This is a genomic window from Stenotrophomonas sp. B2, from assembly GCF_014947095.1.
Lineage (GTDB): Bacteria > Pseudomonadota > Gammaproteobacteria > Xanthomonadales > Xanthomonadaceae > Stenotrophomonas > Stenotrophomonas maltophilia_P.
The window spans coordinates 208575-231655 of the sequence record NZ_JADCQA010000002.1 but is presented as its reverse complement, the minus strand read 5'-3'; the positions used below and the strand labels follow the sequence as shown (position 1 = coordinate 231655).

Annotated in this window: 26 protein-coding genes and 1 riboswitch; of the genes, 12 read left to right on the top strand and 14 right to left on the bottom strand. The window is 68.1% G+C overall.

Annotated elements, in window-relative coordinates; all coding sequences use genetic code 11:
- Positions 1 to 95: riboswitch (TPP riboswitch) on the top strand.
- 70 nt (positions 96 to 165) lie between these two features.
- Complete coding sequence (locus tag IMX13_RS03045) at positions 166 to 2355, top strand: TonB-dependent siderophore receptor (RefSeq protein ID WP_193395729.1); 2190 nt, start codon at positions 166 to 168, stop codon at positions 2353 to 2355.
- 8 nt (positions 2356 to 2363) lie between these two features.
- On the top strand, positions 2364 to 2936 hold the full coding sequence (gene pnuC, locus IMX13_RS03040) for a nicotinamide riboside transporter PnuC (RefSeq protein ID WP_053518445.1): 573 nt from the start codon (positions 2364 to 2366) through the stop codon (positions 2934 to 2936).
- A 16-nt stretch (positions 2937 to 2952) separates the two neighbouring features.
- Here pnuC and IMX13_RS03035 read toward each other — a convergent pair whose 3' ends face one another.
- The 3 genes from IMX13_RS03035 to IMX13_RS03025 all read right to left on the bottom strand — a co-directional run bounded on the left by IMX13_RS03035 (position 2953) and on the right by IMX13_RS03025 (position 5216).
- The gene (locus IMX13_RS03035; protein WP_193395728.1) at positions 2953 to 3372 is read right to left on the bottom strand and encodes a hypothetical protein; all 420 of its coding nucleotides are present in this window, start codon (positions 3370 to 3372) and stop codon (positions 2953 to 2955) included.
- A gap of 73 nt (positions 3373 to 3445) precedes the next feature.
- Positions 3446 to 4420 carry a Dyp-type peroxidase gene (locus IMX13_RS03030; RefSeq protein ID WP_065174161.1) on the bottom strand — a complete coding sequence of 325 codons (975 nt, stop codon included), beginning with the start codon at positions 4418 to 4420 and terminating at the stop codon, positions 3446 to 3448.
- Between the two features lie 220 nt (positions 4421 to 4640).
- Positions 4641 to 5216: an Ax21 family protein gene (locus IMX13_RS03025; RefSeq protein ID WP_065174160.1), complete on the bottom strand. Its 576-nt coding sequence runs from the start codon at positions 5214 to 5216 to the stop codon at positions 4641 to 4643.
- 321 nt (positions 5217 to 5537) lie between these two features.
- Between IMX13_RS03025 and IMX13_RS03020 the strand changes: the two genes are divergently transcribed.
- Positions 5538 to 6062 carry a DUF6622 family protein gene (locus tag IMX13_RS03020; RefSeq protein ID WP_193395727.1) on the top strand — a complete coding sequence of 175 codons (525 nt, stop codon included), beginning with the start codon at positions 5538 to 5540 and terminating at the stop codon, positions 6060 to 6062.
- Between the two features lie 34 nt (positions 6063 to 6096).
- Here IMX13_RS03020 and arsH read toward each other — a convergent pair whose 3' ends face one another.
- The gene (arsH, locus tag IMX13_RS03015) at positions 6097 to 6837 is read right to left on the bottom strand and encodes an arsenical resistance protein ArsH (protein WP_065182062.1); all 741 of its coding nucleotides are present in this window, start codon (positions 6835 to 6837) and stop codon (positions 6097 to 6099) included.
- A gap of 17 nt (positions 6838 to 6854) precedes the next feature.
- Here arsH and IMX13_RS03010 point away from each other — a divergent pair, with 17 nt between their 5' ends.
- The 5 genes from IMX13_RS03010 to IMX13_RS02990 all read left to right on the top strand — a co-directional run bounded on the left by IMX13_RS03010 (position 6855) and on the right by IMX13_RS02990 (position 10198).
- Complete coding sequence (locus tag IMX13_RS03010) at positions 6855 to 7184, top strand: metalloregulator ArsR/SmtB family transcription factor (RefSeq protein WP_053518034.1); 330 nt, start codon at positions 6855 to 6857, stop codon at positions 7182 to 7184.
- A gap of 38 nt (positions 7185 to 7222) precedes the next feature.
- Positions 7223 to 7726 (top strand): arsenate reductase ArsC, encoded by a 504-nt coding sequence (locus IMX13_RS03005; protein ID WP_065182163.1) that lies wholly within the window; start codon positions 7223 to 7225, stop codon positions 7724 to 7726.
- A gap of 14 nt (positions 7727 to 7740) precedes the next feature.
- Positions 7741 to 8787, top strand: a complete 1047-nt coding sequence (gene arsB, locus IMX13_RS03000; RefSeq protein ID WP_180876376.1) for an ACR3 family arsenite efflux transporter — start codon at positions 7741 to 7743, stop codon at positions 8785 to 8787.
- A gap of 463 nt (positions 8788 to 9250) precedes the next feature.
- Positions 9251 to 9622, top strand: coding sequence for a hypothetical protein (locus IMX13_RS02995; RefSeq protein WP_065174145.1), 372 nt, complete (start codon positions 9251 to 9253; stop codon positions 9620 to 9622).
- Between the two features lie 96 nt (positions 9623 to 9718).
- Positions 9719 to 10198, top strand: a complete 480-nt coding sequence (locus tag IMX13_RS02990; RefSeq protein WP_193395726.1) for a nuclear transport factor 2 family protein — start codon at positions 9719 to 9721, stop codon at positions 10196 to 10198.
- Positions 10199 to 10349: 151 nt separating this feature from the next.
- Here IMX13_RS02990 and IMX13_RS02985 read toward each other — a convergent pair whose 3' ends face one another.
- The 5 genes from IMX13_RS02985 to IMX13_RS02965 all read right to left on the bottom strand — a co-directional run bounded on the left by IMX13_RS02985 (position 10350) and on the right by IMX13_RS02965 (position 13433).
- Entirely contained in the window at positions 10350 to 11375 is a 1026-nt protein-coding gene (locus tag IMX13_RS02985) for an NAD(P)H-dependent glycerol-3-phosphate dehydrogenase (RefSeq protein ID WP_193395725.1), read from the bottom strand.
- A 19-nt stretch (positions 11376 to 11394) separates the two neighbouring features.
- Positions 11395 to 11913 carry a protein-export chaperone SecB gene (gene secB, locus IMX13_RS02980; RefSeq protein ID WP_004153553.1) on the bottom strand — a complete coding sequence of 173 codons (519 nt, stop codon included), beginning with the start codon at positions 11911 to 11913 and terminating at the stop codon, positions 11395 to 11397.
- A gap of 100 nt (positions 11914 to 12013) precedes the next feature.
- On the bottom strand, positions 12014 to 12451 hold the full coding sequence (locus tag IMX13_RS02975; protein WP_053518043.1) for a rhodanese-like domain-containing protein: 438 nt from the start codon (positions 12449 to 12451) through the stop codon (positions 12014 to 12016).
- A 56-nt stretch (positions 12452 to 12507) separates the two neighbouring features.
- On the bottom strand, positions 12508 to 12933 hold the full coding sequence (locus IMX13_RS02970; protein WP_053518045.1) for a hypothetical protein: 426 nt from the start codon (positions 12931 to 12933) through the stop codon (positions 12508 to 12510).
- Positions 12934 to 12965: 32 nt separating this feature from the next.
- Positions 12966 to 13433 carry a YiiD C-terminal domain-containing protein gene (locus IMX13_RS02965; protein WP_193395724.1) on the bottom strand — a complete coding sequence of 156 codons (468 nt, stop codon included), beginning with the start codon at positions 13431 to 13433 and terminating at the stop codon, positions 12966 to 12968.
- Positions 13434 to 13468: 35 nt separating this feature from the next.
- On the opposite strand from IMX13_RS02965, the gene IMX13_RS02960 reads away from it, so the two are divergent.
- The 3 genes from IMX13_RS02960 to IMX13_RS02950 all read left to right on the top strand — a co-directional run bounded on the left by IMX13_RS02960 (position 13469) and on the right by IMX13_RS02950 (position 16676).
- Positions 13469 to 14275, top strand: coding sequence for a uroporphyrinogen-III synthase (locus IMX13_RS02960; protein ID WP_053518049.1), 807 nt, complete (start codon positions 13469 to 13471; stop codon positions 14273 to 14275).
- Between the two features lie 104 nt (positions 14276 to 14379).
- Positions 14380 to 15369 (top strand): uroporphyrinogen-III C-methyltransferase, encoded by a 990-nt coding sequence (locus tag IMX13_RS02955; RefSeq protein ID WP_193395723.1) that lies wholly within the window; start codon positions 14380 to 14382, stop codon positions 15367 to 15369.
- The gene (locus IMX13_RS02950; protein WP_053518053.1) at positions 15366 to 16676 is read left to right on the top strand and encodes a heme biosynthesis HemY N-terminal domain-containing protein; all 1311 of its coding nucleotides are present in this window, start codon (positions 15366 to 15368) and stop codon (positions 16674 to 16676) included. The genes IMX13_RS02955 and IMX13_RS02950 overlap by 4 nt, the downstream gene beginning before the upstream one ends.
- A gap of 97 nt (positions 16677 to 16773) precedes the next feature.
- Here the strand turns inward: IMX13_RS02950 and IMX13_RS02945 are convergent, their stop codons facing one another.
- Positions 16774 to 18069 (bottom strand): acetyl-CoA C-acetyltransferase, encoded by a 1296-nt coding sequence (locus IMX13_RS02945; protein ID WP_193395722.1) that lies wholly within the window; start codon positions 18067 to 18069, stop codon positions 16774 to 16776.
- Positions 18070 to 18162: 93 nt separating this feature from the next.
- On the opposite strand from IMX13_RS02945, the gene IMX13_RS02940 reads away from it, so the two are divergent.
- Positions 18163 to 19050, top strand: a complete 888-nt coding sequence (locus IMX13_RS02940; RefSeq protein ID WP_128989265.1) for a hypothetical protein — start codon at positions 18163 to 18165, stop codon at positions 19048 to 19050.
- A gap of 151 nt (positions 19051 to 19201) precedes the next feature.
- Here the strand turns inward: IMX13_RS02940 and IMX13_RS02935 are convergent, their stop codons facing one another.
- The 4 genes from IMX13_RS02935 to IMX13_RS02920 form a co-directional block, all read right to left on the bottom strand.
- Complete coding sequence (locus IMX13_RS02935; protein ID WP_065174141.1) at positions 19202 to 19822, bottom strand: superoxide dismutase family protein; 621 nt, start codon at positions 19820 to 19822, stop codon at positions 19202 to 19204.
- Positions 19823 to 19854: 32 nt separating this feature from the next.
- Complete coding sequence (locus IMX13_RS02930) at positions 19855 to 20421, bottom strand: superoxide dismutase family protein (protein WP_053518061.1); 567 nt, start codon at positions 20419 to 20421, stop codon at positions 19855 to 19857.
- Between the two features lie 93 nt (positions 20422 to 20514).
- Positions 20515 to 21963 (bottom strand): nitrogen regulation protein NR(I), encoded by a 1449-nt coding sequence (ntrC, locus tag IMX13_RS02925; RefSeq protein WP_065174140.1) that lies wholly within the window; start codon positions 21961 to 21963, stop codon positions 20515 to 20517.
- Positions 21956 to 23017 carry an ATP-binding protein gene (locus tag IMX13_RS02920; RefSeq protein WP_053518064.1) on the bottom strand — a complete coding sequence of 354 codons (1062 nt, stop codon included), beginning with the start codon at positions 23015 to 23017 and terminating at the stop codon, positions 21956 to 21958. The genes ntrC and IMX13_RS02920 overlap by 8 nt, the downstream gene beginning before the upstream one ends.
- Positions 23018 to 23081: the final 64 nt, after the last annotated feature.

The window sequence follows — 23081 nt, the reverse complement described above, 5'->3', positions numbered from 1 at the left end:
GGCCTGAAGCGGGGGTGCCTGGATCTGCAGGCTGAGAGAGTCCCTTGGAACCTGATCCGGTTTGCACCGGCGTAGGGAGCTTTGAGCCGCAGCCACACCCCCGTTCCGGGCCGGTGCACCTGCGCGCCGTCGCTTCGTCTCCCCTGTTGTCCGAAGACGAATCGAATGAACCGCTGCCTGCGTCCCACCCTGCTCGCTCTCGCCCTCTGTGCCGCGCTGCCACTGCATGCCAGCGAGGCTGGAGCCTCCCCCGACGTGACAGCCGACAGCGGCGAACGTTCGCCCACCGAGCTGGCAGCGGTCCGCGTGCAGGCCGGCAGGCCGGCGGCCGACAGCGCGCGGGTCAGTGCATTCGGCGCCGGCTCCTGGAAGGACACCCCGGCCTCGGTGAACGTGCTCGAACGCGACTACCTCGACCGTCGACAGGTGCGCTCGTTGTCCGAACTGGCCAGCAATGACGCCTCGCTCGGAGATGCCTACGCGCCGGTGGGCTACTACCAGAACGTCGCCATCCGCGGCTTCGCGCTCGATGCCGCCACCGGCTACCGCTTCAACGGCCTGGCCATCGCCGGCGAACAGCGGCTGGCGCTGGAGAACGTGCAGGCGGTGGAGATCCTGAAGGGTGAAGCCGGCCTCGCCGCGGGGGTGATGGCACCCGGCGGCATCATCAACTACATCGGCAAGCGCCCGGCGGAAGTGCGCACGGCTACCCTTGGCACCGATTCGGAAGGCTCGCGCTATGCCGCCGTCGATGTCGGCCACTGGATCACGCCGCGTTTCGGCATCCGCCTCAATGCCGCCTGGGAGGGCAGCGAGTCCTACGTCGAGCATGCCGACGGCCGCCGCAACTTCTATTCGCTTGCAGCGGACTGGCTGATCGGCGAGCGCGGCAAGCTGGAAGTGGACGCCAACTACCAGACCAGTTCGCAGCGCTCGGTGTCCGGTTACCAGCTGCTGGGCGCACGGGAGCTGCCCCGTGGCGTCGACCGCGAGCACCTGCTGGGCTATCAGCCGTGGCAGCGCCCGGTGGAGATCGCCAGCACCAACATCACCGCCGTACACACCTACGACTTCAACGAGCGCTGGCAGTCGCGGCTGTCGGTGGGCCACAGCCGCTCGGTGATCGACGACAACGTCGCCTTCGCCTATGGCTGCTACTACGCCGACGCGTGCGCTGATGGCAGCGTGCCCGGCAACTACTTCGCCCCCAACGGCGACTACGACATCTACGACTACCGCAGTCCGGACGATACCCGCCGCAACCAGCAGGCACACGCCGAGCTGCGTGGCCGCTTCGACACCGGCAGCGTCGGCCACCAGCTGACGGTCGGCGCCGACACGTTCCGCCGCACGGTGGACAGGCGACCGAGCGTCAACGAGTACGTAGGCAGCAGCAACATCCACGACACGCAGGTGCCGGTGTACGAGCCCTCGCCGCTGATGCCCGGCCCGTCCGCACGGCGTCTGGACAGCCGCCAGACCGCCGTGTTCGCGCTGGACCGCATGCAGTTCGGCGATGACTGGCAGTGGCTGGCTGGTGGCCGCTTCGTCCGCCTGGACGAGCGCGCCTACGACAAGCGCGGCACGCCGCAGCGGCACAGCCGGCTGTCGCGCTTCCTGCCGCAGACCGCGCTGGTATGGAAGGCCACCGACCAGCTCAATGCGTACGCCAGTTATGTGCGCGGCATTGCGCTGGGCCAGGAGGCACCGTTCTGGACCTCCAACGCCGATGCCTTCCTGCCGGCGGTGCAGTCACGGCAGCTGGAAGCCGGCGTCAAGTACGTGCCAGCTGCCTCGCTCACCCTGGGCGCCGCGCTGTTCCGCATCTCGCAGCCCTACCAGTACGCCATGCCGGATGACAGCGATGCCGGTTACACCTTCGTCGAGCGCGGCACGCAGACCCATACCGGCCTGGAGCTGACCGCCAACGGCCAGCTGACCGATGCGCTGCAGATCGTCGCCAGCGCCAGCGTGCTGCAGGCGCGTGCACGCGATACCGGCACGCCGGGCCAGGAAGGCCATCAGCTGGTGAACGTGCCGAAGGTGCGTGCCAGTGTGCATCTGGCCTACGCACTGCCGTTCGTGCAGGGCCTGGATGTCACCGGTGGCTGGCGCTATGCCGCCGCCAATGTGGCCCGTGCCGACGGCGGCGTGCGTGCGCCGGACTATTCGGTGTTCGATGCCGGCCTGCGCTTCCGCCACCGCGTGCATGAGCGCGCCGTGACCTGGAACCTGTCGGTGGACAACGTGTTCAACCGCTTCTACTGGCGCGACACCGGCAGCAGCGGCGGTGACTACTACCTGTTCCCCGGCGCACCGCGACAGGCACGCCTGTCGGTGACGTTCGCGCTGTGAGCGGCGCCGTGCTCGAGTGGACCGCCGCGCTGTGCAGCGTGCTGGGCGTATGGCTGATGGCGCGCCGGCGGCTGGCAGCGTGGCCGGTCGGCCTGCTGTCGGTGGCGCTGTACGGCCTGGTGTTCGCCGAGGCCAGGCTGTACTCCGACACGCTGCTGCAGGTCGCCTTCGCCGGCTTCCTGGTCTATGGCTGGATCAACTGGCGCCAGCACGCCGCCGATGAGGGCAGCATCCGCATCGTGCCGCTGGCACGCGGAAAACTGCTGCGTGACCTGATCATCGGCCTGTGCGGTGGCGTGGCGCTGGGCACGGTCATGCACACCTTCACCGATGCGGCGCTGCCATGGCTGGACGCGATGCTGACCGCCCTGAGCCTGGTCGGCCAGTGGTGGCAGGCGCGCCGCCATGTGGCGTGCTGGTGGGTGTGGATCGGGGTGGACGTGGTTTACGTGGGCGCGTACCTGTTCAAGTCGCTGCACGTCACGGCCGCGCTGTATGTGTTCTTCCTGGGGCTGGCAGTATTCGGCCTGCGCGCCTGGAGTGCGGCGGCGCGGGAGCGCGAGCTGCTGCCGGCGCGGTAGTGCCGCGCAGTGCACTTCACTTCGGCTGCAGCACCAGCCCCAACCGCAACGGCTGGCGCATGTCGGCCGGTGGCGCCGACGACAGCGGCGCCGACTGCAGCGTCGCGCGCAGATCCGCGTCCGCCTGCGCATCGCCGAGACTGTCGAATTCCAGTTTCGCGATGCGGCCATCGGCTGCGATCCAGAGGCTGACCGGCAGCGGCGTGGGCACCTGTGGGTGCGCCTGCAGCCAGGCCAGCACGCGCTGCACCTTCGGGTCCTGCTCCTGCTGCAGGCGCTGCTGCAGCTCACTGCCTGCCGTGGCGGCGTAGGCCATCCAGTGCGGTGGAGCCTCATCGGCCGAGACGGCCCCGGCGCCGCCCAGTGCCAGAAGGCCGATCAGCGATGCCAGCGGTCGCCACCAGCGGCGACGGTCGGCGCGAAGTACGGATTCCATGGCAGCACCCTCATGCAGTCGTCCAGCGCTCCATCGTCGACGGCGCGGATGACAGGCAGATGGCGGGCAGGCATCACCCGCCCAGGTCGGCCAGCACCTTGCGCGAAGGCGCGAAGAAGGTCACGCCGGTCATCGCGGTGGAGAAGTCCAGGATGCGGTCATGCAGCGGCGCAGGGTTGCCGATGAACATGCGCTCGAGCATCTTCTCGATCACCCACAGGCGGCGCGTGTAGCCGATGAAGTACGTACCGTACTCACCGCGCCCCGGATTGGCGAAGGGCATGTTGTCGCGCAGGATGTCGTGCTCGCCGTCGGCGTCCTCGATGGTGCACAGCGTCTTGTGCGACTTCTGCGCATCGGCCGGTGCATCGTCCAGCTCGGTGTTGTCGTGCTTGGTGCGGCCGATGATCGCCTCCTGCACCTCGGTCTTCTGCGCGCGCCATGCGTCCAGGTTGTGCAGGTACTTCTGCACCACCACGTAGCTGCCGCCGGCATGCGCGGGATCCTCGTCGCCGACGATCGTGGCGTCCGGCAGCGACAACCCTTCCGGATTGGCCGTGCCGTCAACGAAATCGAGCAGGTCGCGGCCGTCGAAATAGCGGAAGCCGGCCACCTCATCGACCGTCTCCACCGCATCGCCGAACGCCATCAGCAGGTTGCGCTCGAACGCCACGATCAGGTCCATCGTGCGTGCCCGGATGTGGTACAGCAGATCGCCCGGGGTCGACACCGCGGTGTGGGTGGCGCCCTTGATCTCGCGGAACGGATGCAGCTCGCGCGGCGGCGTGCTGCCAACCAGCGGCTGCCACACACGGTGGCCGATCGCCACATTGCAGGTGAAGGTCCGTTCGATCTCCCGGATGGCCGTGTTCTTGATCAGGTCATCGGTGCTGGCCAGCACGTCGCGCACCTTCGCGATCGAGTCCGCATCATCCTTCACCTTCAGCACCAGGAAGGCGGCCGAGTGGGTCAGCGGCGCAGTGATCTGCTGCGGCTCGTTGTCGAGCGTGTGATTGAGGGCGGTGATCGGTGCGGGCTGGGAATTCACGGCAGTTCCTGCGGGCTTGAGGCGGGCGCATCGCGCATGGTGCAGCGATGTGCGGGCGATCATAGCGGAACGGCTTCCGCTGCGACGGAGCGGTTCTCAGTCGCGCGCCAGCCGCTTGGGGCGCAGAAAAGTGAAGCCCGGCGCGAGGCCGGGCTTCGATGGCGTGCGGGAGAGAGAGAGAGTCACACGCCAGTTACACGCACTAACGACAGAGCGTTTCTTACCAGGTGAAGCGCGGGCCGACGAACCACTCGCGGTCGCCCGCCTTGGCCAGCTTCACTTCGCCACTCAGGCCCCAGTTCTGGTTGAACTTGGCGGTGGCACCGACGCGGCCGTAGAACTCGCCGTCCGGGTTGTAGCCGTGCTTCTTGCTGAAATCTTCGTAGCCGGCCAGCGCGTAGCCTTCCAGGTACGGGTTGAACGCGGTGCGCACGCCCACTTCAGTGGAGTAGCCATTGAAGTCCAGGCCGCGCTTCTCGTCGTACTTCTGATAGGCCACGCGGGCCACCAGGTCGGTGTTCGGTGCGATGCCGTAGTTGTAGCCGACACCCAGGCGCCACTGGTCGACGTCATTCTTGAAGCGGTCGGTTTCCTGCGCGCTGTAGTCGCCGAAGATGTGGAAGTTCGGGTGGACGGCCACCGAGCCCTTCACGCCCCAGCCATCGGCGTCGCCGCCCTTGGCATCGGTGTTCACGTAGCCGCCTTCAACGTAGTTGTACGACAGGCCATCGGCAGCCGATGCAGCGAACGGCAGGGCAGCCAGCAGACCCAGGGCAAGCAGCGAATTCTTGTTCATCGGGACACACCTTTAATTATTTTGGTTTCGTCGACCGCCTCCCGGGAGGGGGAGAGAGGAGAGGCGGTCGACAGGTGTGAATTATCCGTTTGTTGGCGAAATCAGCCCTGAATATTGAACTGACCGGTACATGAATGAAGTTGCTGTTCAGGGAACTCTGGGGCTGGTCGACAGCGCATGCTGCTGCATGCCCGCGCCACCCTTACCCATCATGTCCCTTCATGCGGCTGACACCTGTCACTGGTTCGGGAAGGCTCCGGCGCGAATAGTAGGCGTCACCGCCCGGCGCCACTGCGCCGGCACTCACCAAGGGGACCTGTCATGAGCCTGTTCCAGCAACTCCTTTCGCATACTCCGATCTGGGTCTGGGTGCTGATGGTGTTTCTCATCACCCGGGGCATCGCGGCCATGAAGCCCGGCGAAACCTCGTTGCCTACGCTGGCGATCGTGCCGGCGGTGTTCGCGGCATGGGGGGTGTGGTCCATCAGCCACCGCTACGGCGCATCGTGGTCGGCCTGGGGCGAGTGGCTGGTCGGCATCGGCGCAGGAACGGGCCTGGGTTGGCTGTTGCTGCGCCGGGCGCGTGTAGCCATGAACAGTGCGACGGGACGGCTGTGGCGCAGCGCGGATTACAGCCTGCTGCCGCTGCTGCTCATCACGTTCCTGGTGAAGTATGGCTTCGAAACGGCGCTCGCAGTGTCGCCCGCGCTGAGCGCGAACGCAGGTTTCAGCGCTGCCTACCTGCTGCTGTCCGGTGGTTTCACCGGCATCTTCATCGGCCGCTACTGCCGGTATCTGTCGGCGGCACGCCTTGAGGGGCACAGCCGGATGGGGGCTGCCAGCTGAGGCGGGTGCACCCGGGAGGCGTCGCGCAGTGCCGTCACCCGGTGCCGGCTGCGGTCGTCGCCCCTGCGGCCTGCGCCAGCACTGCCGCTGCAGCGTCGCCCTTGCGCTCGCTGTAGCGATCCACCAGGTAGTCCGCCCGGCCCCGCGTCAACAGGGTGAACTTCACCAGTTCCTCCATGACATCCACCACCCGGTCGTAGTATGGCGAGGGCTTCATTCGTCCGTCCTCATCGAACTCCTGCCAGGCCTTGGCCACCGAAGACTGGTTGGGGATGGTCAGCATGCGCATCCAGCGCCCCAACACCCTCAGGGTGTTGACGGTGTTGAACGATTGGGAGCCGCCACTCACCTGCATCACGGCCAACGTTCTGCCCTGCGTGGGCCGCACGCTGCCGTCCTCCAGCGGCAGCCAGTCGATCTGGTTCTTGAACACGCCGGTGACGGTACCGTGCCGTTCCGGGCTGACCCACACCTGCCCCTCAGACCACTGCGACCACGCGCGCAGCCGCTGCACTTCGGGATGGCTCCTGTCCACGCTGTCCACCATCGGAAGCGCATGCGGATCGAACACCCGGGTTTCGCAACCCAGATGCTGCAGGAGCCGCTCGGCTTCCAGGGCCAGCTTGCGGCTGAACGACTGCGGCCTCAGCGAACCGTAGAGCAGCAGGATGCGGGGCGGTCCCAGATTCCCCGCGGCGAGCAGGCTGGGGTCGGGCTGGGGCAGCGAGGCTTCCCTCAGATTCGGCAGCTGGGTACTTGCGATCGTCTTATTCATTCGACTATTCTAGAAATATGGAAACGTCAAATGCAATCGTCGCGCTCACCGCGTTGGGCCACGCCACCCGCCTGGCGGCCTTCCGCCTGCTGGTGGAAGCCGGTCCAGCGGGGCGCGTGGCCGGTGACATCGCGGCGGCCCTGCAGGTGCCACCGGCCACACTCAGCTTCCACCTGAAGGAGCTGGTACAGGCCGGCCTGGTGGAGAACGAGAGCCAGGGCCGCAATGTCTGTTACCGCGCCAACTTCGCCGCCATGACCGGCTTGATCGAGTACCTCACGCACAACTGCTGCGCGGGTTCGCCGAGCGAGGAGTGCGGGCCCACTGCGCCCGCATGCAAGTGCTGAAGTCCGATCCAACCTCCTGCCATCACAACGACTGCACCATGACACGCAACGTCCTGTTCCTCTGTACCGGCAACAGCGCCCGCAGCGTCCTTGCCGAGGCCACGCTGCGAGCCTGGGGCGCTGAACGTTTCAATGCATTCAGCGCAGGCAGCCACCCCACCGGCCAGGTCAACCCATTCGCGCTCGCACAGCTGCAGGCCGAAGGAATCACCATCGATGGGCTGCGCAGCAAATCGTGGGATGAGTTCGTGGATGCTGCGCCCATGGACCTGGTGATCACCGTGTGCGATTCGGCTGCGGCAGACGCCTGCCCGGTGGTGTTTGGCGACTTCATTCGCAGCCACTGGGGCCAGCCGGATCCGGCCGCAGTTGCAGGCAGCGATGCCGAGAAAGCAGCCGCGTTTGCACGCGCGCATGCCATCGTGAAATCGCGGCTGCGTGCGTTGATCGATCTGCCCGGATCGTTGTGGTCCGACCGCGAGGCAATGCAGAACGCTCTGGATCAGATCGGCCGGTTGCAGCCGACCGACAGCACACCGTGACGGCGCCCGCGCGCATGCGCCTGTTCGAGCGCTACCTCACCCTGTGGGTCGCGCTGTGCATCGCGGCCGGTACCCTGCTGGGACACCTCCTGCCCGGCGCCTTTGCGGCACTGGCGTCCGCCGAAGTGGCCAAGGTCAACCTGCCGGTCGCGGCACTGATCTGGCTGATGATCATCCCGATGCTGCTGAAGGTCGACTACGGCGCAATGCGCCAGTTGCAGCAGCACTGGAAAGGCATCGGCGTAACGTTGTTCATCAACTGGGCGGTCAAGCCCTTTTCGATGGCACTGCTGGGCTGGGTATTCCTGCGTCACCTCTTCGCGGAATGGCTGCCAGCCGGCCAGATCGACAGCTATATCGCCGGCCTGATCCTGCTGGCAGCCGCGCCCTGCACCGCGATGGTGTTCGTGTGGAGCAACCTGTGCCGCGGCGATGCGAACTTCACGTTGAGCCAGGTCGCGCTGAACGACGCGATCATGGTGGTGGCCTATGCGCCGGTGGTCGCGTTGCTGCTCGGCATGTCCGCGATCACTGTTCCGTGGGACACCCTGCTGCTGTCAGTGGGTTTGTACATCGTTGCACCTGTCGGTGTTGCCGCCCTGCTGCGGCGCTGGATGCTTTCGCGCAGCGGCGAGGCTGGTCTGCAGCTGGCGCTGACCCGACTCGGCCCGGTTTCGCTGTCGGCCCTTCTACTGACACTGGTGCTGCTGTTCGGCTTTCAAGGTCAGCAGATCGTGGAGCAGCCGCTGGTCATCGCGCTGATCGCTGTGCCCATCCTGATCCAGGTCTATTTCACTTCGGGCCTGGCCTATCTGCTCAACCGTCGTCTGGGCGTCGCCCATTGCGTGGCCGGCCCATCGGCGCTGATCGGCGCGAGCAACTTCTTCGAGCTGGCGGTCGCAACCGCCGTCGGGCTCTTCGGTGTGCATTCGGGCGCCGCGCTGGCCACCGTTGTCGGTGTGCTGATCGAGGTGCCGGTGATGTTGTCGGTCGTTCGTATCGTGAACCGTACTGAAGGCTGGTACGAGAGGCAGGGTGCGGGTGACCGCGGGCGGTCGTAGAGGGCCGATGCCTGCTTCTGGCCCGCGCTGTCGCAATCGTCCAAGTTTCGCGGCACCCCGAAGCACTCAACCACGACTCGTGTCGCAAATTCCCCGAATGCGTGAGGCCCTTGCGCCATCAACGTCTGCGACTACTTAACCGTGTGCGAGGATGCTGAAAGCGTCGAGCATCGTGGGTTGAATACAACTCGGCTCATTTGCGTTGCGCAGTGACACAGGTACAGATGCGGTGCCACCCCAAAAGGTGGCCGGGTTCGAAATCCCGGATTGATGCTGAGTGTTTGCGCTTGCCAGCCGACGTCACCTTGCGTGGCGTCGGCTGGCAATCCGTCTGCCGGTCATGGCGGGCGGTGCGTGGGGACCTTCTGGTCCACCGGTTTGGCATCTACCGGATTTCGAACCATGTACCGCCCGCCACCTTTATCCGTGGCGGCTACCGTCTGTCCTGCACGGAGCCTCATCAATGACCACACCCGAGTTTCCCCCTCCGCATTCCGACAGCGCGCCGGCCAACGACGCCGATGCGACCCCCCAACAGTCCCCGTCCGACCCCAACACCTTCATCGCCACGCTGAAACGGATCGGCAGCGGCGCAGCCGCCGATGGCCTGCCCTGGCCGGAACGCCATCCGCTGCCTGGCCGTCAACTGGCGCTGGCCGATGCCGACTGCGCGCACGCCGGCCTGCGGGTGGCGCTGGAGATGCTGCTGGCCGCCGAGCGTGTCCGGCAGAACGGGCCGGAGGAGCAGTACGTGGGCGATCGCGTGATGGAAGGACTGGTGATGGCCTGCCTGTCACTGTCAGTGCAGGCCGGCACCTTGCTGCGTCCGGGCTGACAGGGAGGTTTCGCGCACCCTCGGCCGCGTGATCCGGGGCCGGCCCGTGTGGTTATTCTTGCGGCCAGGCTTCCGCCACCGCCCGGGACTCTTCGCATGCGCCGACCCTTCCATGCCGCGATCCTTCTTGCCACCGTGCTGCTGGCCGGTCCTGCCCTCGCGCAGCACGCCAGCAGCGCACCGCCGCCCGCTGAACGCCTGCCCGACGTGGCACTGCCTGCGGCACTGGATCGGGTGCTGCGCGACTACGAGCGGGCGTGGAGCGCCGGCGATGGCAAGGCACTGGCGGCGCTGTTCGCCGAAGACGGATTCATCCTGCAAAGCCACCAGCCGCCGGTGCGCGGGCGCGACGCAATCGCGGCCGCCTACGCCGGACAGGGCGGGAGCCCGCTGCGCCTGCGCGCGCTGGCGTACGCGGTGGACAGGAGCACGGCCTACATCATTGGTGCCTACACGTTTGGCGGCAACGTCAGCGATACCGGAAAGTTCACGCTGACGCTGACGCGCGCGGGCGATGGACCCTGGCTGATCTTCTCGGACATGGACAACGGCAACGCGCCGCCACGGGCGCGGTGATCGGGCGTTGCAATGGATCCACGCCATGCGTGGATATGCTGCGCGCGTGATGCCAAGCAAGCTTGGCACCGACCAGAGCCTGTGTCCGGTCCGGCACCCGCATGGGGTACTCCCTGATGACAAAACCCCGGCGCATGGCCGGGGTTTTCGGTTACTTGAACAGCGTGTCCGGATATTCCGGTTTCTGTTCGCGCGCCAGCAATGCGCGCAGGCCCTCTGCCGGGGTCTGCTCGCCGTGCAGTACGGCGCGTACGCCATCGGAGATCGGCAGGTCGATGCCGTGTCGGCGTGCCTGACGCATCACCTCATCGGCCGTCTGCACCGATTCAACCACCTGCCCGATCTCGCGCACGGCATCCTGCAGCGTCTGCCCGCGGCCCAGGGCCAGGCCCAGGCGGCGGTTGCGCGACAGGTCGCCGGTGCAGGTCAGCACCAGATCGCCCAGGCCCGCCAGACCCATCAGGGTTTCCGGCTTGGCACCGATTGCCGCGGCCAGCCGCAGCATCTCGTTGAGGCCGCGGGTGATCAGGCCGGCACGGGCGTTGAGGCCCAGCTGCATGCCATCGGCAACGCCGGTGGCCACGGCCAGCACGTTCTTCATCGCACCCCCCAGCTCGGCACCGACCATGTCGTCGCCGGTGTAGGCACGGAACGCCGGGCCATGCATCGCTTCGGCCACGGTCTGCGCGAACGCCGGCACGTCGCCGTGCACGGTGATCGCGGTGGGCAGGCCCTGGGTGACTTCCTTGGCGAACGACGGCCCGGTGACGACAGCCAGCGGCACGTCCTCGCCGAGGATCTCGCGCGCGACTTCATGCAGGAAACGGCCGGAGCCGGGCTCGAAACCCTTGGTCGCCCAGGCCACGCCAGCACCGGCCGGACGCAGCGGCGCCAGCGCGCGCACGGTCTCGTTGAACGCGTGCGACGGGGTCACCACCAGGATCCAGGCGGCACCGTGCACCGCCGACGCCAGGTCGGTGGTGGCATGCAGGCTGTCCGGCAGCGGGATGCCCGGCAGGTAGCGCGGATTCTCGTGGCGCTGGTCGATGGTCTCGACCACGGCGGCATCACGCCCCCACAGCACGGTCGGATGACCGTGCCGGGCGAGCAGGCTGGCCAGCGCGGTTCCCCAGGAACCGGCGCCCAGCACGGCGATCTTGTCAGCGGTAGTGCTCATCCGTGACGTCGCGACGGATTCAGGCGTTGCCGGCCGGCTCGGAGTCAGCCAGCGACGGTGCGTCGCCCTGCTCCTGGCGCTGGCGCAGGGTTTCTGCGTACAGGCCTTCGAAGTTGATCGGCTGCAGGAAGAACGGCGGGAAGCCGCCGGCCTGGATCAGATCGCTGACCAGCTGGCGCACGTACGGGAACAGGATGTTCGGGCACTGGGTGCCGAGCAGCACGTCGATCGACTGCGGGTCCAGGCCGACCAGGCCGAACACGCCGGCCTGCTTCACTTCGGCCACGTAGGCGGTGCGCTCACCGGCCTGGCAGGTCAGGGTGACGGCCAGCACGACTTCGAACGCGTTCTCACCCAGGCGCTGCACCTGCTGGTTCAGATTCAGCTGCAGCTCCGGCTGCACCTGGTCATTGAAGATGGTCGGTGCGTTCGGCGACTCGAAGGAGACGTCCTTGACGTAGATCTTCTCGACGGTGAAAGCGGGGCCGGTAGCGGCATCGACCGGCGCAGCGGCGCCGTTGGTGATCTCTTCGGACATTTCCAGTAACTCCAGGTGAATGCAATGAAAACTAGGGTCGAATTACTGCGATGGGGGCGGCATCAGGCCCATACAAGGCCGGATCCGCCACCTGCGGCAATCAGTTGCGGCCCTTGACCAGCGGCAGTTCGGCCTGCTGCCAGGCGGGAATGCCGCCCTCGAGCACGAAGACCTTTTCGAAACCGGCCTTCTTCAGCGCCTTGGCGGCGGTTTCCGATGCGTTGCCGTTGCGGCACACCAGAACCACCGGCGCCTGCTTGGCGCTGGCCACGAGCTTGTGCTCCGGGCCGAACGCGCTGGCCTGCGCATTGCGGCTGCCGGCGATGTGGCCCTTTTCGAAGTCACCGCTGGCGGACAGGTCCACCACCACCGTGCCGCCCGCATTCATCAGCTGGGTCAGTTCGGCGGGCTTGATGCCCTTGAAGCCCCGGAACAGGCGGCGGATTTCGGTGACGATGAGGGCCACGGTCAGGCCGACCAGGGCCGCGGACAGCATCGGGTTTCGGCCTGCAAAGGCCAGCAACTCTTCGTAATTCACTCAGGTCACGGGTCGATAAGCGGGCGCCGATTGTCGCACAAGCCGGACGCGGCCCGTCACTGCCCCTGCCACAGATCCGGCAGGCCGCCGGCCTGCCACCAGCGCTTGGCCTCGGCATCCCAGCGCCAGCGCTCGGTCACCACCACGGTGCGCTCGGCCTGGGTGTTCTGGTTGATGACGCCGATTTCCACCCGGCGCTCGACCTGGCCATCAGGAAGCGAGGCGCTGCTGCGCTCGCGGTAGGAGGACACCCGCAGCTGTGCATAACGGTTGAGCTCGAACTCGGTGGGCGGCTTTTCCTTGCGCAGCACCGGATCCAGGTAGCCGATGGCGTCGTCCATGCTGCCCCAGCGGATCGTCGCCCCGTAGGCGATCTGGGTCTCTTCCAGCATCTTGCGCTGCTTGCGGCTCAGCTCGTCGGCACCGGCCATGGCGCTGACCAGCAGCAGGGAACACAACAGGATCTGGATGAGGCGGCGCATCAGGGGTTTCCGCAGGGCGTCAGCCTGCCATCCTACCCTTTGGCGAAGGCAACGAAGCGACCGCTGAACTCGGCAGCGGCCCGGCCGTCGGCGGCCGGCTGGGTAGCGATGATGCTGATGCGGGCCTTGCGACGCTGGCGGAAGGTGGCCAGGAAAGTGTCCCAGGCACCGCTTTCGGCCGCCTCGGCATGCGCGTGCAGGTCTTCGTAGACCGGTGCCAGGTAGCGCAGGTTGCTGTCGGCCACGTAGACCTCGGCGACGTGGCCGGCCAGGCGCAGGCGCAGGCTGACCAGCGCCCAGCCGGACAGGGTCAGCACCGAGGCCAGGCTGCCGCCGAAGGCGTTGCCCTTGTCGTTGACGTTCGCCGTCAGCGGCGCGGTGATGCGCAGCACGCCATCGGCATAGCCGTCCAGGCGGATCTGCATGGCACGGACCGCAGGCATGCAGTCCAGCACCTCCTGCAGGGAGGCCAACGAGGAGCTCAGGGCATCAACGGACATCGGAGCAGCAACCACGACAACGGCGGGCCCGCATAATGCAGGCAATGGATGACCATACGATACCCACTGGCAGCGCGTGCCGCGGCGCGGGCTGGACGCTGATCTCGCTGCGTCCGCAGGGCCAGCATGCGGCGCTGCGCCGCGCCGTTGCTGGGCTCGGCGGGCAGCTGGTGGCGCTGTCGCCGTGGCGGCTGCAACGCTTGCAGGGCCCTGCCGTGGTGCGCCAGCTGCAACGCGCGCTGAACTGCGATCGGGTGGTGTTCACCAGCCCCGCAGCCGTCACGGCGGCTGCCGCGCTGCTGCCGCTGCGCCCGGCGCAGCACAGCCCGTGGCTGACGGTCGGCGAGGGCACCACACGCGCGTTGCAGGCGCACGGCATCAGCGAGGTTCACGCGCCGCAGCGGATGGACAGCGAGGGGCTGCTGGCCCTGCCGGTACTGGCGGCGGTACAGGGCCTGCGGATCGGGCTGGTCACCGCGCCCGGTGGCCGGGGCCTGATTGCCGCCCGGCTGCAGGCGGCGGGTGCCAGCATCGAACGTGCCGATGTCTATCGGCGCCAACCACTGCGCCTGTCGCCTCGCGCCCTGTCACGGCTGGGAGAGTGTTCTGCGCCCTGGCTGATGGCGGTCAGCAGTGGTGAAGCCCTGCAACGTGTGTGGGAGCAGCTGTCGCCGCAGTGGCAGCAGCGGCTGCAGGCCCATGCCACCGCGCTGGTCGCCAGCGAACGGCTGGGCGTGCAGGCGCAGGCGCTGGGCCTGCGGGTGGTACGCAGCGCGGGGCCGACCACCCCGCAGTTGATCGCCGCTGCACACACCACGCTCACCGGGCCGGCAGCGACCTGAACAGGGACGTGGGTCACGCTTGCCGCTGTCGTCGGCAACAGGGATGCTGTGCCTGACGCTGCCTGCCGGAACCCTTCCGGCGACGCCGCCGACAAGGAAGCCTGATGAACGACACCGCCCCCGTTTCCCCACCCCGCCGCTCCCTGCGCTGGCTGCTGCTGCCGCTGGCGGTGGTGGCCGTGCTCGGTGCAGGGGGCTATGCCGGTTGGCGTTTCTGGCAGCAGCAACAGCATGAGCAGGAAGCACAGTCGCGGACGATGGCGGTTCAGTTGCAGGGCCTGGAGGCCACGCTGGATGCGCTGCGTCGCGACCAGCGCGCAACCAGCCAACGCCTGCAGGACGCGGCCGCAACCAACCGTGTGCTGCGCGACGAGATGCTGGGCCTGTCGCAGCGCAGCGCGCTGCTGGAGGAAAACCTCGCCAAGCTCGCCGACAGCGCCAACCAGGGCCGGCAGGCCGTGCAGCGCGACGAGGCCGAACTGCTGCTGACCCAGGCCGCACAGCGCTTGAACTACGCCGACGATGTCGAAGGTGCCCGCCGTCTTTATGCACAGGCCGCGACCGCGCTGGCCGCGCTGCCCGACAGCGAGGGCCTGAACCTGCGCCAGGCGCTGGTACAGGAGCGCGATGCCCTCGATGCGTTGGGTGCCGGACCCCGCGTTCAGGCGCTGCAGCGACTGGATGCGTTGGCCGGCGCCCTGCAGGGGCTGCCGACCCAGGTGGCCAGTACGCCGGCCGGCGACCAGACGCGACCGTGGTGGCAGGCCGCTTTGGCGCCCTTCGTCGATATCAGCCCGAGCCGCCAGAACGGTCCGCTGACCGCCGCCGAACGGCGCAACGCCGACGATGCACTGCAACTGGAACTGACCCTGGCCCGGGCGGCGATCGAGCGCGGCGACGGTGCCGGCCGTGACGCCGCGCTGTCGCGCGTGGAGCAGTGGGCACAGCGGCGCTGGCCGGATTCACCGGCCCTGCGCGCGCAGCGTGCTGAACTGCAGGCCTTGCGCGAGCTTCCCTTGCAGACCAGCAACACCGTCCTAGGCAGCACCCTGCAACAGCTGCGCACCCAGACCGACCGGAGGCTACCCGAATGAAACCCCTGCAATCCCTGGTCGTGCTGTTGCTGGCCGTGGCCATTGGTGTGGTCGCCGCGCAATGGCTCGGCACCGACGATCTCAACCGCTACGGCGAAGTGATTCTGCGCTATGGCGGCTACGACTATCACAGCAACCTGCCGAAGGTGGCGCTGCTGACGGTGATTGCAGTGCTGGTGCTGTGGCTGCTGTGGAGCCTGATCGCCGCACCGTTCCGTGCGTGGGGCCGCTACCGCCGCAAGCAGGGCCGGGTGCGCCTGATCGATGGCCTGCAGGCTTACGAGCACGGGCAGTGGCAGCGCGCGGAAAAGCTGCTCGACGGCGCCGCCAAGGATCCGGAAGTGAGCGCGGTGGCGCTGGCCAATGCCGTGCGCAGTGCACAGGCACGTGCTGACGCCAGCGCAGGTGAGGCGCTGCTGCAGCGGCTGGGTGAATCCGATGCCACCCTGCAGGCGCTGCTGCGCGCCGAGCAGCTGCTGGCGCGCGACCTGCCGGTGGACGCGATCAACGTGCTGGACGTGGCCGCGATCCAGCCGCTTCCGCCGCGTGGCCTGTGGCTGCGCACCGAGGCACTGGCCCGCGCCGGTCGTGCGCACGAAGCGTATGGACAGCTGGGCGCCCTGCGTCAGAGCAAGGTGCTACCGGCCGAATCCAACAGCGAACTGGAAGCGCGCCTGGCCGCGCAGGCGCTGCTGGAAGCGGCCGACGTCAATGCGTTGGCCGCGCAGTGGGAGGCCACGCCGAAAGCGCTGCGGCCGACCCCCGACGTGGTGGGCGCCTATGCCAGCCGCGCGGTGGCGCTGAACTGGGACGAGCCGGCGCTGCTGGCGCTGGAGCACGCCCTGGACCAGCGTTGGGACGACGAACTGGTGGCCCTGTATGGCCGCCTGCCGGCCGAACGCCTCGCCACCCGCCAGGCCAACCTGCAGCGCTGGCGCAACGTGCATGACGATTCGGCGGCGCTGCGCCTGGCACAGGGCCGCGTCGCCCTGGCCCAGCAGCAATGGGACGCTGCCGATACGTTCCTGCACGAAGCGATCGCCAGCGGCGCCGGTGCCCCGGCCTGGGAAGCGCTGGGTGAGCTGTTCGCCCAGCGGGGTGAACATGCCCTGGCTGCACAGTGCCTGGCCAACGCGCTGCGCCTGCAGCGCGGCGAGGACAGTGTGGCGCTGGTGCGCACGGCAGGGGCCGGTGCCGATGAAGTGCCGCCGCGCGCCACCGTGGAAGATCTGCCGACGGTGCCGCAACCGCCGGTGTACAACGCCAACGAAGAGCGCGACGAGTTCGGCAACCCCCGTCTTCCCTGATCGGTGCAGTGCCGGCGAAGGATCGGCACCCCACCGGGTCCGCAACGAAAAAGCCGCCCATCCGGGCGGCTTTTCCATGTACAGCCTTCTGCAGCGATCAGCGCTCGACGATCGCCACCACGCCCATGCCGCCTGCCGTGCAGATCGACACCAGCGCGCGGCCGCCGCCGCGTTCGGCCAGCTGCTTTGCGGCCGTGGCGATCACACGCGCACCGGTAGCGGCAAACGGGTGACCGGTAGCCAGCGACGAGCCCAGCAGATTGATCTTGTCCGGATCGATGCGGCCCAGCGGTGCCTCCAGGCCCAGCCGGTTGCGGCAGTAATCCTCGCTCTCCCACGCGCGCAGGGTGCACAGCACCTGTGCGGCAAACGCTTCGTGGATTTCGTACATGTCGAAGTCCTGCAGGGTCAGGCCATTGCGCTTGAGCATCTCAGGCACGGCCACGGTCGGTGCCATCAGCAGGCCTTCGCCGTGCACGAAATCGACGGCCGAGACATGCGCATCGCGCAGGTAGGCCTGCGGCTCGTGCCCGTGGGCGCGGGCCCATTCCTCGCTGGCCAGCAGCACCGCCGCGGCACCATCGGTGAGCGGCGTGGAGTTGGCGGCGGTCAGGGTGCCGCGGCCGGACACCTTGTCGAACGCCGGCTTCAGCGTGGCCAGCTTTTCCAGCGAGGTATCCGGGCGCAGGATGTTGTCGCGCTCCACGCCGCGGAACGGCGCGATCAGGTCGTTGAAGAAGCCACGCTCATAGGCGGCGGCCAGCTTCTTGTGCGAGGACACCGCCCACTCGTCCTGCGAGTCGCGCGAGATGTTCCATTCCTTGGCCATGTCCTCGCAATGGTCGCCCATGCTCTTGCCGGTGCGCGGTTCGGCCACGCCCGGGAACTCGGGCTTGAGTTCGGAGAACTTGAAGCCGGAGGTCAGCGCGCGGATCTTGTCGCCGGTGCTCTTGGCGCGGTTGGCGGCCAGCAGGCGTGCACGCAGCTTCTTGCCGTACACGATCGGCACGTCGGAAGTGGTGTCCGACCCGCCGCCGATGCCCGATTCGATCTGGCCCAGGGCAATCTTGTTGGCGACGGTGATGATGCTGTCCAGCGACGTGCCGCAGGCACGCTGCAGGGTGATGCCCGGGGTGAGCGGCGACAGTCCGGAGGACAGCGTGGCTTCGCGGCCCAGGTTCCAGTCGCTGGAGTGCTTGATCACCGCACCCATCGCCACTTCACCCAGCTGCTGGCCGTGCAGGCCGAAGCGTTCGACCAGCGCACCCAGCGTGCGTACCGACATGCCGAGGTTGCCGACATCCGAATACGCGGTGTTCTGGCGGCAGAACGGAATGCGGACGCCACCGAGAATGGCGACGGGACGAGCGTTGGGCATGGAGATACCTGGCATGGATGAGGGTGTCTGCAACATGGCCTGCACGACAGAGCAGGCATAATGGGGCCAAGTGTAGCTGCCGCCCTGTGATGGGCCAACCTTGGAACCATGAGCAAACCCGACCCCGCGATGAATGCCCTTGGCGTGCTGGCCCTGGAACTGGCCGGCGGCGAGATCCCCCGCCAGGCGGTACTCAGCGCAGACCAGGCCGGTGAACTGGCCGAGCGCGTCGGCCGAGACCTGTCCAAGCTGGTGCCGGCCGTGGCCGAGCTGGACCTGGTCCTGGCCGCCGCCCATTTCGACCCGGCTGAAGTGCTGCGCCCGGGCTGGCCGATCCATCGCCGTCTGGAAGAACTGCAGATGCGCGCGCCGGGCCGCAACCAGGGCCCGCGGCTGCTGGCCTTCGGTACCGATGCCAATGGCGATGTGCCGCTGCCGTTCCAGGCCGATGCGACGCTGGTGGGTGGCGGCCTGCGTGTGCTGCCGTTCTTGCTGACCGGCAGTGATGTGGCGACCACCCGTGCGGTGGCCGATGCGTTGGAAGAGGTGCTGCTGGCCAATGGCATGGCCCATGCCGATACCGCGCTGATGGCGCAGAACAGTTTCGGTGCCCGCATCGAGCATGCGCGCTATTTCACCGTGAACGACCTGGCCGCGATGATGTCGATGCAGTACGACAACCAGGGCCTGGCCGCGCTGTGGCCGTTGATCGAGACAGCGATCATGGCGCCGGGCGAGGATGAATGGCTCGAGGCCGCACCGGAGCCGCTGCTGCGCTACAGCCATGGCGAGGCGCGCATGGCGTTGTTCGATCCGGCCGGCTGGTGCGCCCACTACAGTCATGACAGTGGCGACTGCGATCGCCTGCAGGGCATCTATGAGCAGTTCCTGATGCGCCAGCGGCAGATGGCGGCAGTGCTGGAAGCACACGGTGTGCCGGTGCTGTTCGTGCATTGCGAGGCGGGACAGGACGCGCGCGAGTTGCTGGCGCGCTGACAAGGAAACGGCGGCCGCGTGTTGTAGAGCCGAGCCCATGCTCGGCTCAGGCCGCCGGAAAAGCAGCCGAGCCTGGGCTCGGCTCTACAGAAAGGGATGCAAAGAAAAACGCCGGCCTGCGCCGGCGTTTTCCAATCCAGCGGGGCCGGCCTTACGGGGCCTTCTGGATCACTGCGCAGGCCAGGCGCGCACCTGCGTTGCCGGTCGGCTGGCTGGTGTAGTCATCCGGATCGGCGTGGACGATCAGGCCACGGCCGATGATGTCGAAATCATCGCCCTTGCCGATGTTCACGTTGCTCGACACCGGGCCATCGATGGTGGCCACGCCCTTGTCGTCGGCCTTGATGTTGGGCATGTCGCCACCGTGGTGCGGATCACTGGCCACGCTGCCATGGTCCTGCTTGCCCGGGTTGAAATGACCGCCGGCGCTGGTGCCGTCCGGCGCACTGCAGTCGCCCTTCTCGTGGATGTGGAAACCGTGTTCGCTGCCGGGCTTCAGGCCACTGATCTGGCCCGTGACGTGCACTTTGCCGTCGACCCGCTTGAAGGTGACGCTGCCCTTGGTCTCGTTGCCCTGGGTGGGTGCCAGCTCGGCCGTGGCCGAGGCATCGGCGGTGGACGCCGGTTCTGCGGCGGGCGCAGGCTCGGTGGTTGCGCTCTCGGCCGGCGCGGCCGGCGGCGTCTCGGTCTGCGGGGTGTCGGCCGGCTTGCCGCAGGCCGCCAGGCCCAGGGCGGCGATGGCCGCGAACAGCGAAGTATGGATCAGACGCATGGATGCTCTCCTTGGAAGATGGCCGGCGGCGATCAGCGCGTCACGCGGATCACGCCGCAGGCGATGCGAACGCCGGCATTGCCGGCAGGCTGGCTGCGATAGTCATCGGCATTGGCGTGCACGACCAATGCGCGTCCTGCGATATCGGTGGCGGCGCCTCCGCCCAGAGTAACGCCCTTGAGGTGGATGTCGACGTTGGCGCGGCCCTGGGCATCGGCACGCAGGTTGTCGATGTCGCCCAGGTGATGCGTGCCGGCACCGGCGCGACCGTGCGCGACCCCGCCGGGATTGAAGTGATTGCCCGCACTGCTGGCATCCACGGCGCTGCAGTCACCGCGCTCATGGATATGGAAGCCTGCCTGCTGCATCGGCTGCAGGCCACCGACCAGGCCGGTGATATGTACGCCTGCCGGTTCGACCTTCAGCACCAGCCGGCCACTGACGATGCTGGCCGACGCCGGGGCCAGATTCGCCTCGGCCTGCTGTGCGGTACTGGTCACGACCGGCGGCGGTGGCGTGGGCTGCGGCTTCGGCGTACTGCCACACGCGGACAGCAGCGCGGCGGCGGACAGCGGAAGAAGGGCAGGTAACAGGCGCATCGAAGACTCCTTGCAGGTGACACTACGGACGGCATCGTCCATGAGGGATCAACGGTTCGGCAAGCGGATGCGAGGATCGCGTGCAGGGACCGTTCAATGGGGGCCGCGGCGGCGGCCTGCGCCCAGCTTGCGGGTCAGCGTGTTGCGGCCCAGGCCCAGCCGCGCCGCGGCTTCCGCGCGGCGACCGTGGGTGATCTGCAGGGCAGCGTCCAGCAAGGCGTGATCGACGCGCTCGCGCACCTGCGCATGCAGCCCTTCCACGCCCTCCGCCAGTTGCCGCCGCGCCCACTCCGACAGCAGCGCCTCCCACTGCCCCGGGTCGGTGCCGCCGGTGCTGCTGCGCCGGGTGCGTGCCCGGTTGAGCGCGGTATCCACGTCGGCCACGCCGATGGTGTCGGCGGCGGCCAGTGCGGCCATCCGCCAGCACACGTTCTCCAGTTCGCGCACATTGCCCGGCCAGTCGTGCTCGCGCAGCGCCTGCAAGGCAGCGGCGGTCAAGCGCTTGGTCGGCGTATCCAGCCGGCGTGCGGCCGCCGCCAGGAAGGTGGTGGCCAGCTGCGCGATGTCCTCGCGGCGCTCACGCAGCGGCGGCAGCTGCAGGCGCACCACGTCCAGGCGATGCAGCAGGTCGGCGCGGAACAGCCCCTGCGCCACCCGTCCTTCCAGGTCCTGGTGGGTCGCTGCGATCACGCGCACATCGACACGGATCAGTTCGCGACCGCCGACACGGAAGAACTCGCCCTGCGCCAGCACGCGCAGCAGGCGCGTCTGCAGCGGCAGGGGCATGTCGCCGATTTCATCGAGGAACAGGGTGCCACCGTCGGCCTGCTCGAAGCGGCCGATGTGCCGGCGCTGTGCGCCGGTGAATGCACCGGCTTCATGGCCGAACAGTTCACTCTCCAGCAGCTCGGCGGGAATGGCGGCGGTGTTCAATGCCACGAACGGGCCCTGCGCACGCGGCGATTCGCGGTGCAGCGCGTTGGCCACCAGTTCCTTGCCGGTGCCGGTTTCACCGGTGATGAGCACCGCCAGCGGCGCCTGCGCGAGCCGGCCGATGGCGCGGAACAGCGCGCGCATCGGCGGCGTATCGCCAACCAGCTGCGGCGACGGGTCGGCGGAGGCCTCCGTGGCTGGTACCGGCGCGGCCAGTGCCGGCGCGACCGCCGGCAGCACGCGCTGGGCCAGCGCTACGGCATCATCCAGATCGAACGGCTTGGACAGGAATTCGTGCGCGCCGCCGCGGAAGGCGCCCGCCGTGCTGGCGACATCGGTGTAGGCCGACATCACCACCACCGGCAGCTGTGGCAAGGCAGCCTTGAGCTTGTCGAGCAACACCAGGCCGTCATCGCCGGGCATGCGCACATCGGTGAACAGCAGTGCCGGCGGAGAGCCCTCCGCCAGCGCCTGCAGGGCGGCGGCGGCGCTGTCGAAATCATCGACCCGGTAGCCCGCCTCGCGCAGCGCGGTGCACAGCACGAAGCGCACGGCGCGGTCATCGTCGACCACCCAGATCCGCTGGGGTGAAGGGGACGCGTCAGACATCGCGCGGGGCCTCCTCGGCCGGAACGGTGCCGCTGCCGATCGGCAGCAGCAGGGTGAATACGGTATGGCCGGGCCGCGAGCGGTAGGTCAGCGTGCCGCGATGCTCGCGCGCGACCTGCTGGGCCAGCGCCAGGCCCAGGCCGGTGCCTTCGGCGCGACCACTGACCAGGGGCAGGAACAGGTGTTCGGCCAGCTCCTCGGGTACGCCGCGACCGTCATCGGCGATCTCCAGCCGCAGCGCCAGCGTATGCAGCCGCTCGGCAACCCGCGCACCATGCTCCACGCGCGTGCGCAGGGTGATGGTGCCCGCGCCGGCCTGGATCGCATTGCGCACCAGGTTCCACACTGCCTGGGTAAGGCGGTCGGCGTCGCCATCCAGCTCGGGAATGCTGGGGTCGTAGTCGCGTTGCAGGCGCACCGCCCAGCCCGCTTCGTTCTCGGCCAGGCGCAGCACGCGCTCCAGTGCTGCATGAATGTTCAAGGCGGCATGCGGTGCGGCCGGCGCCGGCGACAGCAGCTGGTCAAGCAACCCGTTGAGGCGTTCGATCTCCGAACCGATCAGTTCAATCAGTTCGCGCTCGCTGGCATCGCGCTGTGCGGCACGGCGCGCCAGCAGCTGCGCCGCGCCTTTCAGGCCAGCCAGCGGGTTGCGCAGTTCGTGGGCCAGGCCCTTCAGCGCCGCGCTGAGTGCGCTCGGCAAGGCCTGGGTGGGGTCAAGCCCGGGGAACTCATCGACCGGATGCGCCTCCAGCAGCCAGCCGCCATCATCACGGCGGCTCATCCAGCCTTCGGCGAAGCGGGGTGCCTCTCCCGGTACCGCCAGTGCCAGCCGGTGCAGGCGCAGGCTGTCACGCTCGTCGCGGGCCAGGAAGTGGGCCAGCGCCTCGCCCTGCACCTCCAGCGCCGCCAGGGGCTGGCCCAGCAGGCGACGGCCGCTGACGCCCAGCCAGCGTCCGAAGGCCGGATTGCAGCCGGTGATGCGACCGTCGGCAGCGGCCCAGGCCAAGGGGGTACCCAGGGCATCGAGGGACGGTGGCGGCGCGGGGTCGGACATTGCACCAATGTAGTGCAAAAGCGTGGCAGATGCGTTCCTTCCGCAGCCCGAAGCGCCCCGCCGG

Coding starts and splice junctions, on each gene's coding strand:
- IMX13_RS02935 (WP_065174141.1), bottom strand. CDS start 19,822: ATGCGTCTGATCCATACTTCGCTGTTCGCGGCCATCGCCGCCCTGGGC.
- IMX13_RS02960 (WP_053518049.1), top strand. CDS start 13,469: ATGCAGGCAATGGATGACCATACGATACCCACTGGCAGCGCGTGCCGC.
- IMX13_RS02920 (WP_053518064.1), bottom strand. CDS start 23,017: ATGTCCGACCCCGCGCCGCCACCGTCCCTCGATGCCCTGGGTACCCCC.
- IMX13_RS03045 (WP_193395729.1), top strand. CDS start 166: ATGAACCGCTGCCTGCGTCCCACCCTGCTCGCTCTCGCCCTCTGTGCC.
- IMX13_RS02940 (WP_128989265.1), top strand. CDS start 18,163: ATGAGCAAACCCGACCCCGCGATGAATGCCCTTGGCGTGCTGGCCCTG.
- IMX13_RS03010 (WP_053518034.1), top strand. CDS start 6,855: ATGGAAACGTCAAATGCAATCGTCGCGCTCACCGCGTTGGGCCACGCC.
- IMX13_RS02955 (WP_193395723.1), top strand. CDS start 14,380: ATGAACGACACCGCCCCCGTTTCCCCACCCCGCCGCTCCCTGCGCTGG.
- IMX13_RS02945 (WP_193395722.1), bottom strand. CDS start 18,069: ATGCCAGGTATCTCCATGCCCAACGCTCGTCCCGTCGCCATTCTCGGT.
- secB (WP_004153553.1), bottom strand. CDS start 11,913: ATGTCCGAAGAGATCACCAACGGCGCCGCTGCGCCGGTCGATGCCGCT.
- IMX13_RS03035 (WP_193395728.1), bottom strand. CDS start 3,372: ATGGAATCCGTACTTCGCGCCGACCGTCGCCGCTGGTGGCGACCGCTG.
- IMX13_RS03005 (WP_065182163.1), top strand. CDS start 7,223: ATGACACGCAACGTCCTGTTCCTCTGTACCGGCAACAGCGCCCGCAGC.
- IMX13_RS02985 (WP_193395725.1), bottom strand. CDS start 11,375: ATGAGCACTACCGCTGACAAGATCGCCGTGCTGGGCGCCGGTTCCTGG.
- ntrC (WP_065174140.1), bottom strand. CDS start 21,963: ATGTCTGACGCGTCCCCTTCACCCCAGCGGATCTGGGTGGTCGACGAT.
- IMX13_RS02995 (WP_065174145.1), top strand. CDS start 9,251: ATGACCACACCCGAGTTTCCCCCTCCGCATTCCGACAGCGCGCCGGCC.
- arsH (WP_065182062.1), bottom strand. CDS start 6,837: ATGAATAAGACGATCGCAAGTACCCAGCTGCCGAATCTGAGGGAAGCC.
- IMX13_RS02930 (WP_053518061.1), bottom strand. CDS start 20,421: ATGCGCCTGTTACCTGCCCTTCTTCCGCTGTCCGCCGCCGCGCTGCTG.
- IMX13_RS02950 (WP_053518053.1), top strand. CDS start 15,366: ATGAAACCCCTGCAATCCCTGGTCGTGCTGTTGCTGGCCGTGGCCATT.
- IMX13_RS03025 (WP_065174160.1), bottom strand. CDS start 5,216: ATGAACAAGAATTCGCTGCTTGCCCTGGGTCTGCTGGCTGCCCTGCCG.
- IMX13_RS02990 (WP_193395726.1), top strand. CDS start 9,719: ATGCGCCGACCCTTCCATGCCGCGATCCTTCTTGCCACCGTGCTGCTG.
- arsB (WP_180876376.1), top strand. CDS start 7,741: ATGCGCCTGTTCGAGCGCTACCTCACCCTGTGGGTCGCGCTGTGCATC.
- IMX13_RS02970 (WP_053518045.1), bottom strand. CDS start 12,933: ATGCGCCGCCTCATCCAGATCCTGTTGTGTTCCCTGCTGCTGGTCAGC.
- IMX13_RS03020 (WP_193395727.1), top strand. CDS start 5,538: ATGAGCCTGTTCCAGCAACTCCTTTCGCATACTCCGATCTGGGTCTGG.
- IMX13_RS02965 (WP_193395724.1), bottom strand. CDS start 13,433: ATGTCCGTTGATGCCCTGAGCTCCTCGTTGGCCTCCCTGCAGGAGGTG.